Source organism: Arcanobacterium pinnipediorum (assembly GCF_023973165.1).
GTDB lineage: Bacteria > Actinomycetota > Actinomycetes > Actinomycetales > Actinomycetaceae > Arcanobacterium > Arcanobacterium pinnipediorum.
Genome location: NZ_CP099547.1, coordinates 954,802 through 969,303 on the forward strand (window position 1 = coordinate 954,802; position 14,502 = coordinate 969,303).

Here is a 14,502-nt window from a genome sequence, read left to right on the forward strand (position 1 = left end):
GCTGATCTCACATCATTTCGGAGAGGCGAGAGGTGATCGATAACGATTTTGCCTTACTTTGGCAACTAGAGATAGAGCCACACTGGCATGGAATCACTCCGATAGCACAAGTCTACGACCAAGATTTATGGCTTAAATTTGGGTATCAAGACGAGCTATTAACCTTAGATATTCTGGGGGAGCCAGATAAGGTGATCGGCGAACTTCACCGCTTAAAACTCCACCATCAGCGACCCGATATTGTCCTACTACCGCGCGCAGTTAAACCTCTACTCAACGCACAGCTTTGCGAATATTTCGGACCATCATTTGGTTGGGATTGGGACTTTTACTACGCGAAAAGTGCGCTTGACGAAGTTGATCATACCAACAGGGTAGATTTCGTATCAGCTGATTCTGTCCAATACAACCAGTACGCCAACGACATCCGAGCAGTTCTTCAGCTAGCGAACCCAATCAGTGATTCGCTGTCATATTTCGAAAAACTTTCGTGGTTTGTTATCTGGGAAGGCGACGAAATTGCTGCAGTTTTGGGCGTAGAGATAAAAGATAGTCGAGCACATCTACATGGGCTGGGAACGAGTCCTAAATATCGCGGCCGCGGTTACGCACAGGCGTTAATGGTCGGCGCTATCAACCAACTTTTACGGCACTACCAGGTTGTGTATTTTTCCATGTGGGGGTGGAATCACGTTGCCCGCACGTTGTACGAAAAGATCGGTGTTCATCACGCTGCTGCATTGACTCACGCCCGGCGTGAGCCATTTATCGAACTTAATTCTCAGTGATTAATTCCAAACCGGCGATGTAGCGCGGCAAGAGGCCGGGGAGCCCACCAGTTCCATTTCCCTAAAATCGTCATCATTGCAGGAACAAGAAGCATTCGCACCAGCGTGGCATCGACGGCAACTATGATCGCCAGTACCACGCCGATTTGCTTAATAGCAACTAATTGTCCAAAGACGAAACCAATAAATACGGCAATAATAATTGCGGCTGCTGAGGTGATGATTCGCCCAGAGCGCTGCAAACCATGCTCGACCGCCATGTCATTAGATTCTCCAGCATCCCAGTATTCTTTGATCCGGGCAAGTAAGAAGACCTCATAGTCCATAGCCAGGCCAAAGCCGAATGCTACTGCGGAGGCTACAACAAAAGTCTCAAGCCCATTAGTGCGCGGCAATCCTAGCAAGCCATGACTGAATAAGAACTCCGCACCGCCCAGTCCAGCAAGGAGCGACAAACTGTTGATGACAAGGGCTGTTAGTGGAGCTATGAGCGAACCAGTCATAAAGAAGAGCAAAATGACAACAGCGAGTATGACGACACCAAGTGCGATCGGGGCATCAAATGCGATTGAGGAGGTGAAGTCCACTTGTAGTGCTGCTGCACCGCCAACGAAGACATCGAAGTCAGTTTCGAGATCGCGCATATCAGAAACAGCTGAGGTCACATTTGGGCCAACAGGATCTGTTGTATCGACGTCGAAGCCAATAATGACACCATCGGCGGTGGCTACTGGTTCGTGGGCGCGGATAACGTGTGGAAGGGCTTGTGCCTGTTCGATGAAGCTGGTGACGCCTTCGAGTGACGTTTGAGCTAAAACTGTGATTTCGGGAGTGGAAAACTCGGGGAAGTCATCTTCAAGGGTCATAAAGACGTGCTTTTCATCGGAATCATTGGGTAGATAATCGATGAAATTCGAGCGCAAATTGAGGGTGAAGATCGGTGAGGCGATGAGAATGAGTAGAGCCGAGGTCGAGATCAGAATCTGCCACGGACGCCGGCGCACCCAATGTGCCAAGCGAGAAAAAACGCCGTGGTCGGATGCAGAATCGCCAAATCGGATAAACAACGCACGAATAAAACGTGACCGAGAAAGAATCGATGGAGCTACCAGCTTGCGCCCCGCGATCACGATGAGAGCCGGTACAAGGGTAATCGCGGATGCGACTGCTAACAGAGTTACGATAACGCCTCCGATAGCGATCATGCGTAGCATTGGCGCATTCATGAACAATAATCCGGCTATCGCCAGCGCAATAGTTAGCGCTGAAAAGGCGACAGTGCGACCAGAGGTCATGATAGTCTTTTCAACGGCGTGAGCAATATGTTCGCTTAGGTGTGGATCATCGGGATCTGAAGTGCGATGGCTGATTTCCTCGCGGTATCGAGACACGACGAGTAAACCATAATCGATGGAGAGGGCTAGACCAATTAAGGTCACGATATTCAAAATGAAGTTATCGACGTTGGTCACAAATGTCAGTGACCACACCGCACCCAGACCTATTGCGATCGAAACGAGAGCTGATCCTAAGGGCAATCCAGCTGCGATCGCGCCACCGAAAACAACCACAAGCAAAATGAGTGCAATTGGCAAACCAACCACTTCGCCAATAACGAGGTCTTTTTCAGTTTGATCAAGAATCGTATCTTTCGCGAGTGTTCCTGAAAGCGCAGAAACGGTGATAGATTCGTCATGATTGCGTAAGTCGTTCCCGAATGTATCAGTTGCTTGTTTTACCTCGGCAATAGTATCCGGATAGTGGCCTTTATCGAGAGTGATCACGATGAGGAAGGCGTTATCATGCCGAAAGGCATCAACAGGGTTTGCTAGTGTCTGGACGTGTTGTGCTGCAGATTTTCGTGCTTCGTCTGCGATGGCTTTCGTAGCTTGCTCGGTTGCTTTCGACGTGATTTCGTTGCGAGCTGCCACTTCTGCATCTGGGCCACCAACTGCACGAGCTTGTGCTAGGAGTGGGGCAGATGATTCTAAAGCTTGGCTAACCGCATGGTCGATCAGTTCTTGGTTTTCTGCGACGGCTTTGGCTAAGGCCATGTCGATGCTCTTAGCGATGTTTTCCTGGAAAGTTTGATCAACGGTGATCGGATCATTGACACTGTCGATGTGCGCAATATCAGCAATTTCGGTACGGAATCGGGCTAGATCATCAGCTATTTCTGTAGCTTGAGTGTTTTCTACCAGCACGATGACATTTTCCCCGCGCGCATCTGGTCCGGTGGCATGGAGCACTTTATCGGACTGTGAACCAGGCACCATCGATTCGGAGGAGGACATTCGCTCGAATAGATTACCTTGCCCGAAGCCGATCAGTGCACCGCTTGCGCCCAGGACGCCAACTATTATCCAAAAAACGATGAACGATTTCGGGCGAGCAGGAATCTGATGACTTAACCAGTTAAACATACCCTCATTGTCTCACATATTGATGGACAGTGGTTATGGACATGTGGATTGCGTCATATAGATGAGGTAGTAGGAAGAGGACTCTTGAGGCTCAAATCCGCTTCTTCACGTAAACTAGAATTGTGGATCTTTTTCAAACCTCGCCCTCACGTCCCGAAGTAACGTCGGCGCAACCGCTCGCTGTGCGGATGCGTCCGCGCAATCTTGATGAAGTTATTGGGCAAAAGCATTTGCTCGGTGAGGGTCAACCCTTGCGCCGTCTTATCGATTCCGATGCTGCTGGCGCATCACATTCGGTGATCTTGTGGGGTCCACCTGGTATCGGAAAGACGACGTTAGCCTATCTTATTGCGAAAAAAGATTCGTGGCGCTTTGTTGAAGTTTCCGCGGTTTCTGCCGGTGTCCAGCAGGTGCGTACTCATATCGATCATGCGCGAGATGCGTTGTTAGTCCAAGGAGTGCAAACCGTTCTCTTCATCGACGAAGTACATCGCTTTTCTAAGTCGCAGCAAGATGCGTTACTACCTGCAGTTGAAAACGGTTGGGTAATTTTAGTAGCCGCAACTACCGAAAACCCCAGTTTTTCGGTTATTGCCCCGCTGTTATCCCGATCGTTATTATTGACGCTCCAACCGTTGTCTGGCGAGGATATTCGCGTGCTTGTAGAGCGAGCACTGAGCGACGAACGTGGTTTTGGTGGCCACGTGTCGCTAACTGAAGACGCGATGGCACAGATCATTCGACTAGCTGGTTCCGACGCGCGCCGAGCGCTAACTATTTTGGAAGCAACGGCATCAAACGGTCAACGCCACCTGACCCTCGACGACGTCGATCGCGCAACTGACGTGCATACCGTACGTTATGATCGCAACGGAGACCAGCATTATGACGTAATTTCAGCCTTTATTAAGTCTATTCGCGGATCAGATGTAGATGCTGCGATCCATTATCTGGCTCGAATGCTTGAAGCTGGTGAAGACCCGAGATTTATTGCACGTCGATTGATGATTAGCGCCGCCGAAGATATTGGGTTAGCAGATCCATCAGCACTACAAACTGCAACTGCTGCAGCTCAATCGGTTGCGTTAGTCGGTATGCCTGAAGCGCGCATTATCCTGGCTGAAGCGGTTGTTCATCTTGCTACTGCACCTAAATCTAATCGCGCATATCTAGCCATCAACGCGGCAATTGCAGATATTCGTGCAGGTAATACTGGTCCGGTGCCGGTTCACTTACGTGATCAAAGCGTGAGAGCTTCACGCATATCTGCAGCGACTTCAGGAAAGAATATCGACTATATCTATCCCCATGACGAGCCTGCTGGGGTAGTGGCCCAACAATACATCCCTGATGAGTTGCGAGATAAACGCTACTACGAGCCATCTACGCATGGTTACGAGTCGCAAATCACGTCGCGATTGGCGCGAATCAATAAGATTTTAGGTAAGTGAGCATGCTATCCTAGTCAGGTTGTGTTTTGTACAAAACCCTGGGGTCTTAGCCAACCATGGTGGCCCCGCTTAGTTTAACTAAGCGCTAATAATCGACAGGAGAAAATATTATGGCAGCAAATCGCTCCCGTAAACTCGTGCGTCAATCACGTGCACTCGGATTGGCTCTTACACCAAAGGCAGAGCGTTACATGCAACGCCGCCCTTACCGTCCAGGTGAGCATGGTCGTGGCCGTGTCAAGGAATCTGATTACTCGATTCGTCTAAAGGAAAAGCAGCGTCTGCGCGCCCAGTACGGCATCCGTGAAGCACAGTTGCGTAAGGTTTGGGACGAAGCCCGTCGTATCGATGGTATGTCCGGTGAGAACCTTGTTGAACTTCTAGAGATGCGCCTTGATGCACTCGTTCTTCGTGCTGGTTTTGCCCGCACAATCTCTCAAGCACGCCAGGTTGTTGTTCATCGTCACATCCTCGTTGATGGCAAGCTTGTTGATCGTCCTTCGTTCCGCGTCAAGCCTGGTCAAGTTGTTCAGGTTAAGCCTCGTTCGCAGGCTTCAGCACAGTTCTTGGCTGCAGCTCAAGGTCAGCATGCTTCTGTTCTTCCAGCAGTGCCAGAGTACTTAAAGGTTGAACTAGAAAAGCTTCGTTTTGAGCTCGTTCGTCGTCCTAAGCGCGCTGAAGTTCCAATCACTTGCGATGTCCAGATGGTCGTCGAATTCTACTCTCGCTGATTAGCATCTTTATTGAGCGCGCCGTGGTTTACCATGGCGCGCTTTTATATCGTGCACACCACCACATGCCTAAGTCTGTCAGAGTTTAGCTCCTCCAGCTAGACTAAATAATAGTATTGTCGCATCGTCGAGCGGCATCGTCGTTTTAAAGGAATAACATCATGCGCACTGCCGAGATTCGTAAGCGTTGGTTGGACTATTTCGCAAAACATGACCACCATATTGCTGAGTCTGTTTCGCTTATCTCTCCAGATCCGTCAATCTTATTTACGATTGCCGGAATGGTCCCATTCACGCCCTATATTATCGGTACGGAAAAGTCGCCCTACCCGCGAATCGCTTCGGTGCAAAAATGTATTCGTACCAACGATATTGATAACGTCGGGCGCACCACGCGGCACGGGACATTCTTCCAAATGTGTGGCAACTTTTCGTTCGGTGATTACTTTAAAGAAGGCGCACTCGATTTAGCGTTTGGTTTGTTGACTTCGTCGATTGATGACGGCGGATATGGCCTAGATAAAAATCGACTGTGGGTAACTATCTGGGATCAAGATGATGTTTCCTACCAACATCTGACCAAAGTTATCGGACTTGATCCACAACACATAGTCAGGCTCACGCGCGAAGAAATTTTCTGGTCTACCGGTCAGCCGGGACCTGCTGGTCCGTGTGCTGAGATCCATTATGACCGCGGCCCAGAGTTCGGACCGGAAGCAGTTGGCGGAACCGTCGATCCGGGCGGGGATCGCTATCTTGAGATCTGGAACCTCGTTTTTGACCAATACCTTCGTGGTGAAGGTCAAGGGAAGAATTTCCCGCTTCTAAACGAATTAGACCAAACCGCAATCGATACCGGAGCAGGTTTAGAGCGTATTGCCTACTTGCTTCAAGGTAAGAACAATATGTATGAAACCGATGAGGTTTATCCAGTGATCCAGGCAGTTGAGCGAATCACTGGAAAGACATACGGCCGCAACGAAGATGACGATGTGCTTATGCGAGTGATAGCAGATCATGTGCGCTCATCGATGATGCTCATTGCCGATGGTGTTCTTCCAGGTAATGACGGGCGCGGTTATGTATTGCGCCGGCTCATTCGTCGTGCTGTACGTTCAGTGCGGTTGCTTGGCTATGGCGAGCTTGCTTATCCTGAGCTACTTCCGGTGACTAAAGATGCTATGAAGGAGTCATACCCGGTTCTGGAGGAAAACTTCGATAAGATTTCCAAGATTGCGTATGCCGAAGAACAAGCCTTCCGACGCACCTTAACTGCTGGTACTCAGATTTTCGAACAGGCTGCTACTGAGGCGATTTCGGCTGGTTCCCAGTTGCCGGGCGATGCGGCGTTTACGTTGCATGATACTTACGGTTTCCCTATTGATCTGACGCTGGAGATGGCGGCAGAAAAGGGCATAACTGTTGACGAGTTGGGTTTCCGTCAACTTATGCAAGAACAAAAAGACCGCGCACGTGCAGATGCACAGGCGAAGAAGACCGGTCACGTTGATGCGACCGTTTACCATGAGATTCAAAGTGTGGGCGGTGATACCCATTTCTTGGGATACACTGACTATAACGCAGATGGCAAAGTTGTTGGCTTACTACAAGAGGGCGCCTCGGTTCCGGCCGCGCAAGCACCGGCCCAAATCGATATCGTGCTCGATCAAACTCCGTTCTGGGCAGAACAAGGTGGACAACTTCCAGATCATGGAACCATCAGTGTTGCTGGCGGTGGCATCGTTACAATTACCGATGTGCAAATGCCAGTCAAAGGACTTTTCGTCCATCGCGGTACCCTCACTGAAGGAAGTATAGCGCTTGGCGATAGCGTGTATTCTGCTATCGATGTTGAGCGACGTGAGCAGATTGCGCGCGCACACACTGCTACCCACATGGTTCATAAAGCCTTACATGAATTCCTCGGCCAGCAGGCAACTCAGGCGGGTTCGGAAAACTCACCATCTCGGTTGCGTTTTGATTTCCGCCATGGTGAACAGATTCCAACGTCTGTTATGCGAGATATTGAATCGCGCGTCAATGAGCGTCTCCAAGAAAATCTTGCGGTAACAGACCAAATAATGAGTCTTGAAGAAGCTAAGGCTAGTGGCGCAATGGCGCTCTTTGGTGAAAAATACGGTACAAATGTCCGCGTTGTTTCTATCGGTGGAGACTGGTCGCGCGAGCTGTGCGCCGGTACCCATGTTAAAACATCTGGCGCACTTGGATTGGTCAGCGTTCTCGGTGAATCTTCTATTGGTTCGGGCGTGCGTCGAATTGAAGCATTGGTCGGAGCTGGGGCTTATGCGGCCGGTGCTCGGGAGCGTGCTTTGCTATCGCAACTATCTACACTGACCCATGTACGCACTGAAGAATTACCTGAGCATATTGATAACCTGCTAGCGCGGTTGAAGCAAGCAGATAAAGAAATTGCTGCATTGCGCAAAGAGAAGATGCTATCGAAGATGGCTGATGTTGCCGCACAGCGTCAAGATATTGATGGAGTCTCGATCGTTACATACGATCTGGGTGAAGTAGCATCGGCAGACGATGTGCGACTTGCGGTGATGGATGTGCGCGAACGGCTTGGCAACACGCCAGCTGTGGTTGCGCTAACCGGCACGGCAAAGGATCGTCCAACTATCGTTATTGCAACGAATGAGGCCGCACGTGAGCGCGGTATTAAGGCTGGCGCACTTGTTTCAATTGCAGCCAAAATTCTTGGCGGAGGTGGCGGCGGCAAGCCTGACATCGCTCAAGGTGGCGGCACAGATACATCGCAGATTCCAACTGCGCTCGAAGCTGTTCGTTCTGCACTAACCTTAAAGTGAACGCATAGGCGAGTTGTCAATGCGCCAAGGAGTACGCATAGCAGTTGACGTTGGTCAGGTACGCGTCGGAATCGCACGTAGCGATTCCGACGGTATTCTTGCGATGCCAGTAGGTACGTATCAACGCGGTAAGAATGATTTTAGTGCCGTTCGTGAACTCATTGATACCCATCAGGTGCTCGAAATTATTGTAGGATTGCCTCGCAATATGGATGGCTCTGAAGGCAAATCAGCTTCTGAGGCGCGCCGATGGGCGCGACGTATTGCGCGCAAAGTTGCTCCGATACCGGTGCGAATGGTCGATGAACGGCTTTCAACAGTGAGCGCACATCAACTACTTCATGAAGCTGGACGAAAAGAAATTACGCATCGCAGTGTCATTGATCAGGTTGCAGCAGGTATCATTTTAGAAAGTGCTTTGGCTCAAGAACGCACGACGGGATCTCCTCCTGGAGAACTCATTTCGGTACAGGAGAACTAAGTGTCTGAAGTCTTTACAACAATGGATAACAAGCGCGCGCGAAGTGCAGCGGCTCGACGTGCCTATCGGCGTAAGCGTCGGATACGTAGTGCTGTGGCGCTGTTTATTACGTGTGTAGTTGTTGTTGCGGCTACAGTAGTCGCTCTACCTTACGTTAAAAGCGCTATAGATTCACGATCGATAACCGATTATGAAGGTCCAGGTTCTGGTGAAGTCTTGGTTGAGATTCCACAAGGAGCGACCGGGAGTGCCATGGCTGAAATTTTGGCCAAAGCCGATGTGGTAGCCTCTCCAGCAGCTTTTGTTCAAGCCTTTACTTCTGACCCGCGATCCGGATCGATTCAGCCCGGCGCATACAGATTAAAGATGAAAATGTCGGGTCAGGGCGCAGTCTCGGCACTACTTGACCCCGCCAGTAAAGCCGAAGTGACAATCACTATCCCAGAAGGCTTTGCCAAGGCACAAATTGCAGAACGGGTAGCTAACGTGATGGAAGTCCCGTTGGCAGATGTATCTGCGATACTCGATGATCCCCAAGCCCTGGGACTACCAGAGCAAGCCAACGGTAACGCCGAAGGCTGGCTCGCACCGGCTACCTATACGATTCAGCCAGATTCTACCGTTAAAGACGTGCTATCGAGCATGGTTGCAAAGCGTATTGAAGGCTTGGAAAAGATTAATCTTCCGAAAGATCGTTGGCAGCGCACGCTTATTGTCGGTTCCATAGTTGAACGTGAAGTCAATTGGCCAGACCATTACGGTAAAGTTGCCCGAGTTATCGAAAATCGGTTAACAAATACCGATCAAGTTGGTGGAAAACTACAGATGGATTCCACCACAATGTATGGTGTTGGCAAGTTTGGTGGAATCCCCACTGAAGCCGAATTGCAAAATGATAATCCGTACAATACCTATCTGCATGCAGGACTGCCACCTTATCCTATTTCTAATCCAAGCTTAGAAGTCATTGAAGCTACAGCGAATCCGCCTGCTGGCGATTGGCTCTTCTTCGTCACTGTCAATCTAGACACCGGTGAGACCCTCTTTTCGTCAAACCTCGATGATCATTCGAAGAACGTTGAGATTTTGCGCCAATGGTATGCAGAAAACGAAAAGAATAAGTGAATAAGCACCGTGAGACAACATGCCATTTTTGGAACCAATACACACCATTTATTGGTCTCACAGTTTTTAGATAACGCCTATCACGTGCACGAAGATCACCGCGATGAGCTATTGTCTGATGGCGATATCGACGCATATTGGTTCTTCACATCTCATCTGCCCTTAGGTGCAGTAAACCTCGGGGATGGGATGGCAAAGCTGATTGGATCGTGCGATATTGTAGTTCGCCAAGTAACTGGTGCGACGTCGATGCTTGTGGGGTTTGCTGTAGCCTCGCGAGCCTTATCTGGAGTGCTTCGTGAGGTAGATGCTTCCCCGGATCGGATCGTTATCCTTGGGGGGCGGTTTTTTGCCTCGCATGCGATAGCAAGTGCCGTTGAGTTGGGTGCATCTGATATCGTTATCGTCAGTGATCCGGTAGGTGGTCCGGGGACTGCTCTGGCAGCGGCACATAATATGGGTGTCCATGTCTCTCAGGTGAGCCCGGAAAAATACCGTGGCGCTCAAGACGCGCTCGTAGTAGATACAGATCCTGATATTTATCAGCGCGTTAAGACCTCGTTGAATCCCGATATGTTGCCTATTCGCACATATTGGCCGGCCACCCCCGCCGAATTATCGAACGAATTTTGGGTGCGCTACCTGCGTGAACTCCTGCTAGTTGCCACTGGCCGCGATCTACCCTTTTCCCAGATAGCGAGCGTTGTGGATAAGTTTTTCACTCGCTAAAGTATTCTTTTTAGAATCTGTTGGTATGAGTGTTATCAACAGCTGGCCGATACGCATACTAGCCGTAAGTATCGGGATGGTTACGGGTTTGCTGAGCTGGCAGGGCCGCGGCGCGGATGTGATGAGCGTTGTGGCCATAAGTATTTTTTACTCGCTACTAGCGTGGAATGCAGTGATTGACGCTTACACAAAAACCCTAGTGGTGTTGGTAAGTAACTGTGCGTTGATCATCGCACTACTTGCCGATATCTGGCGCTATGGTTGGGATCTTCAATGGTGGTATCCACTAGCTGGCGCGTTGTTGATCTGCTGTTTACCACTGTGGATTTTATCTTCCGCTACCTCTGGCACCGTCATAGGAATAGGCGATGTTAGATTGCTGGTGGTCTTGGTGTGTTGGCACGGCTTAAAAGTATTGCCAGTGCTCATAATTGCGGTGGTGTGCGCTGGATGTGTAGGAGTAGTTGGCTTATTGAGTAAACGGCTGAAATTGTCTTCGACGTTGCCCTTTGGCCCATTTTTGGTTGCCGCCTCGTGGGTAGTCTCAGTGGGCAAAGAGGCTGTGAATTTGGCACAATCAGTTATATGATTCGGTGGAGTACTGCGGGTGAGTCGCATGGACGTGGGTTAATTGCTGTGATTGAAGGGATTCCTGCGGGAGTGGAATTATCTACTTCTGGTTTGGAAGCTGAATTACGACGACGGCGTGGCGGTTACGGGCGAGGTACCCGCCAGAGTTTTGAACAAGACAGATGTGCGTTTATATCTGGGGTTCGTCACGGTAAGACGTTGGGTAGCCCGATTGCGATTGAGATTCATAATAGTGAATGGTTGCGTTGGGATAGTGTTATGAATCCAGATGTTGTTGATCCCGATGAGCTACGCCGCAGTGATGGACACGGCGATGATCGTGAATTAGCTCGAAATCGTCGGCTGACCCGGCCTCGTCCCGGGCATGCAGATCTTCCGGGGGTCTTAAAATATGGATTTTACGATGTGCGCAATGTTTTAGAGCGAGCCTCGGCACGTGAAACTGCGGCGAGAGTGGCTTTAGGTTATGTTGCCAAAGAGTTGCTTCGCCATGTGGCTGGGATCGTCATTGCTGGGCACGTCGTCCAAGTTGGAGATCAGCGCGCACCTGCGCAGATACTCGATATCGGCGATATTGAGAACATAGAAAATTCTCCTGTGCGGTGTGCAAATGCGCGAACTGAGCAACTTTTTATTGACGTCATCGATACCGCGCGGCGTTTGGGCGATACGGTTGGGGGAGTAGTAGAAGTTGTGGCCTGGAATGTTCCGGTTGGACTTGGGACATATACGGTGTGGCACGAACGCTTAGATGCCCAACTTAGCGCTGCGCTGATGTCTATTCCGGCGGTTAAAGGAGTCGAGATCGGTGATGGTTTTGCTAGTGCTGGCCGGTTTGGTTCGGTAGCACATGATGAAATCTTTGCCGATCCATCCGGATTTTCTCGATCTACTAATCGTGCGGGTGGAATTGAAGGCGGAATGAGCAATGGGGAGCCAATCGTTGCTCGGATGGCGGTTAAACCGATTCCAACGGTGCCACACGCTTTACGCACGATAGATTTGGCAAGTGGTCAAGGCGCCGCTGCCATCCATCAGCGTTCCGATGTTAGCGCAGTGGTTCCAGCTGCGGTGATTGGAGAAGCGATGATGGCATTGACTCTTGCTGGCCAGGTTGTCCAACATATTGGTGCTAACACAGTTGGTGATCTGGCTAATAACATCGCTGCATACCAACAGCGTATCGCCGACCAGTTGGATGGTGAGTTTTTCCAATGACGATACAAGTTGTCTTAATCGGTATGCCAGGGGTTGGCAAAACAACGGTGGGTAAGTTGGTGGCGCGTCGGCTAGGCGTGCCTGCTTTCGATTCTGATCGTCTCATTAGCTTAGAGGCTGGGATGACGGTGGCAGAGATTTTCGAAAAATATGGCGTGGAGTATTTTCGTGAGTTGGAATATCAGGTTATTCGCCGGGCATTAGCCGACCTCCATGGCGTTTTGTCGTTGGGCGGCGGAGCCATACTCGATCCAAGAACTCGTCAATTATTAGCAGGCAAACGTGTTGTCTATATTGATGCCACCGATAGTTTATTGGTGTCTCGACTTCGCAGATCGCGCACTGTTCGTCCGGTGCTGGGTGTAGATATTGCGCGTGCAGTGGCACGGTTGCGCCTAGAACGAGAAGCGTATTATCGGCAGGTGGCATCAGATATTGTTGTCTCGGATGCTGGTGGAATTCACGTCGTCGTCGATCATGTGATAGAGACGTTGCATAAGCCGCGCTCGATATCGACTGTGTCTGGAAGTAGTGCATACGATGTGGTTGTGGGAAACGATCTGGTACAAAGTATCGTTCGTGCTGCTCATCCAGGAAGTAAAGTTTTATTGTTGCATAGCCCGAACGTCACTTCGTTTGTGAGCCGAATTGATGAGGGCTTAGCACGTTCGGGCATAGAATCCATCGCCTTCGAACTTCCCGATGCAGAGGCAGCAAAAAATATTGATGTGGTTAAGCAGGTATGGGATCTAGCTGGACATAACCATTTTGGTCGAGACGGAGTTGTGCTCGCCGTTGGTGGCGGGGCAACGACCGACGTTGCCGGTTTTGTTGCATCGACGTGGATGCGCGGGGTGCGCCTTGTGTGTGTGCCAACTACGCTGTTGGGCATGGTCGATGCAGGGATTGGTGGCAAAACAGGTATCGATACTCAATACGGTAAAAATATGGTGGGCAGTTTTTGGGCGCCTTCACATGTTTTTTGCGATACCGATGTTTTACGAACCTTACCTACCGAAGAGATCCGGAGCGGTTTAGGCGAAATCATTAAATGTGGTTTCATCGCCGATCCGGTGATTGTGTCCTTGGCGCTCGAACCTGAACTCAATTTTGCGGAATTGATTACCCGTGCTGTACGAGTCAAAGCTGAGGTTGTTGGGCATGATTTCCGCGAAACGCATTGCCGGGCGATTCTCAATTATGGACACACGCTAGCCCATGCGATTGAAGTTGTCGAAGATTACACGTGGCGCCACGGGCAGGCAGTGGCAGTGGGATGTCTGTTTGCGACCGGTCTCGCCGTAGCAGCTGGATTTCTTTCTCCTGACGTTATTATCCAGCAACGAAAGGTTTTGTCCCGACTAGGGTTGCCCACCACGTATTCAGCTAAGCGGCGGGCAGACATCGAACACACAATGCTCACCGACAAAAAGGTTAGAGATGGAAAACTGCGGTTCGTCGTCGTCGATGAAAATTATCAGATGCATTTCATCACCGATCCACCAACCGATATGCTCGACTATGCGTGGAGTGTGATTCAACCATGAGTGCTGTTATTTTGATCGGACCTGATGGCGCAGGAAAATCGACTATCTTGGCTGAATATGAGCGGCGTGGCTATCTCATTGGCGACGTCGATGAAATCGTTAGCCATACCTTGGGCGTATCTGTTGCCCAGTCGTACACCGATGTCGAAAAGTCGTTACGATACCAGGTTACCCTTGACATTGTCCGGGATTTGTTTGGCGATATTAAACAAGAGCCGGACAATCGGTTTGCCCTGGCGCTCCCTCCAGATTATGTGGATCAACATCAGATCGTCGCAGAACTACGTGCGCTACGCAGTATCGATGGGGTAGTGGTTGTGGCAATCGAGGCCAGTGTGAGCGTTTTGATGCGGCGTTTAGCGTTGCATGGTCCGCGGGTGACGAATATCGTGTTGCCGCGCAAAGAGTTTACCCTTCAGCTTCACAAACGACGTCCGCAGTATCGCCAAGATGCTGATTTTACGATCGATACGAGTGAGGAAACGATAGAAAAATGCTATGCAATGTTGCCGATGGCGTAATTATGCTCATAAATCGCCCAGCTTGACGCAGTTGGCGGTAAAAAACAGTTAAAATCCAAAAGGAAT

The 14,502-nt window shown here is 50.1% G+C and carries 12 protein-coding genes; 11 read left to right on the forward strand and 1 reads right to left on the reverse strand.

Annotated elements, in window-relative coordinates:
* The first annotated feature begins 32 nt into the window (after positions 1–32).
* A complete protein-coding gene (locus NG665_RS04195; RefSeq protein ID WP_252674028.1) occupies positions 33–788 on the forward strand; it encodes a GNAT family N-acetyltransferase in 756 nt (251 codons plus the stop codon).
* Here NG665_RS04195 and NG665_RS04200 read toward each other — a convergent pair.
* Positions 782–3,211: an MMPL family transporter gene (locus NG665_RS04200; protein ID WP_252674029.1), complete on the reverse strand. Its 2,430-nt coding sequence runs from the start codon at positions 3,209–3,211 to the stop codon at positions 782–784. The genes NG665_RS04195 and NG665_RS04200 overlap by 7 nt on opposite strands.
* A gap of 122 nt (positions 3,212–3,333) precedes the next feature.
* On the opposite strand from NG665_RS04200, the gene NG665_RS04205 reads away from it, so the two are divergent.
* The 10 genes from NG665_RS04205 to NG665_RS04250 all read left to right on the forward strand — a co-directional run bounded on the left by NG665_RS04205 (position 3,334) and on the right by NG665_RS04250 (position 14,436).
* Positions 3,334–4,662 carry a replication-associated recombination protein A gene (locus NG665_RS04205; protein ID WP_252674030.1) on the forward strand — a complete coding sequence of 443 codons (1,329 nt, stop codon included), beginning with the start codon at positions 3,334–3,336 and terminating at the stop codon, positions 4,660–4,662.
* Between the two features lie 110 nt (positions 4,663–4,772).
* On the forward strand, positions 4,773–5,393 hold the full coding sequence (rpsD, locus tag NG665_RS04210) for a 30S ribosomal protein S4 (RefSeq protein WP_252674031.1): 621 nt from the start codon (positions 4,773–4,775) through the stop codon (positions 5,391–5,393).
* Positions 5,394–5,554: 161 nt separating this feature from the next.
* Positions 5,555–8,224: an alanine--tRNA ligase gene (gene alaS, locus NG665_RS04215; RefSeq protein ID WP_252674032.1), complete on the forward strand. Its 2,670-nt coding sequence runs from the start codon at positions 5,555–5,557 to the stop codon at positions 8,222–8,224.
* Between the two features lie 19 nt (positions 8,225–8,243).
* On the forward strand, positions 8,244–8,705 hold the full coding sequence (ruvX, locus tag NG665_RS04220) for a Holliday junction resolvase RuvX (protein ID WP_252674033.1): 462 nt from the start codon (positions 8,244–8,246) through the stop codon (positions 8,703–8,705).
* Entirely contained in the window at positions 8,706–9,830 is a 1,125-nt protein-coding gene (gene mltG, locus NG665_RS04225; protein WP_252674034.1) for an endolytic transglycosylase MltG, read from the forward strand.
* A 51-nt stretch (positions 9,831–9,881) separates the two neighbouring features.
* Positions 9,882–10,559 carry a hypothetical protein gene (locus tag NG665_RS04230; RefSeq protein ID WP_252674035.1) on the forward strand — a complete coding sequence of 226 codons (678 nt, stop codon included), beginning with the start codon at positions 9,882–9,884 and terminating at the stop codon, positions 10,557–10,559.
* Positions 10,560–10,584: 25 nt separating this feature from the next.
* Positions 10,585–11,148 carry a prepilin peptidase gene (locus NG665_RS04235; RefSeq protein WP_252674036.1) on the forward strand — a complete coding sequence of 188 codons (564 nt, stop codon included), beginning with the start codon at positions 10,585–10,587 and terminating at the stop codon, positions 11,146–11,148.
* Positions 11,145–12,368, forward strand: coding sequence for a chorismate synthase (aroC, locus tag NG665_RS04240; RefSeq protein WP_252674037.1), 1,224 nt, complete (start codon positions 11,145–11,147; stop codon positions 12,366–12,368). Before NG665_RS04235 ends, aroC begins: the two co-directional genes overlap by 4 nt.
* Positions 12,365–13,915: a 3-dehydroquinate synthase gene (gene aroB / locus NG665_RS04245; protein WP_252674038.1), complete on the forward strand. Its 1,551-nt coding sequence runs from the start codon at positions 12,365–12,367 to the stop codon at positions 13,913–13,915. The genes aroC and aroB overlap by 4 nt, the downstream gene beginning before the upstream one ends.
* On the forward strand, positions 13,912–14,436 hold the full coding sequence (locus NG665_RS04250) for a nucleoside/nucleotide kinase family protein (RefSeq protein ID WP_252674039.1): 525 nt from the start codon (positions 13,912–13,914) through the stop codon (positions 14,434–14,436). Before aroB ends, NG665_RS04250 begins: the two co-directional genes overlap by 4 nt.
* Positions 14,437–14,502: the final 66 nt, after the last annotated feature.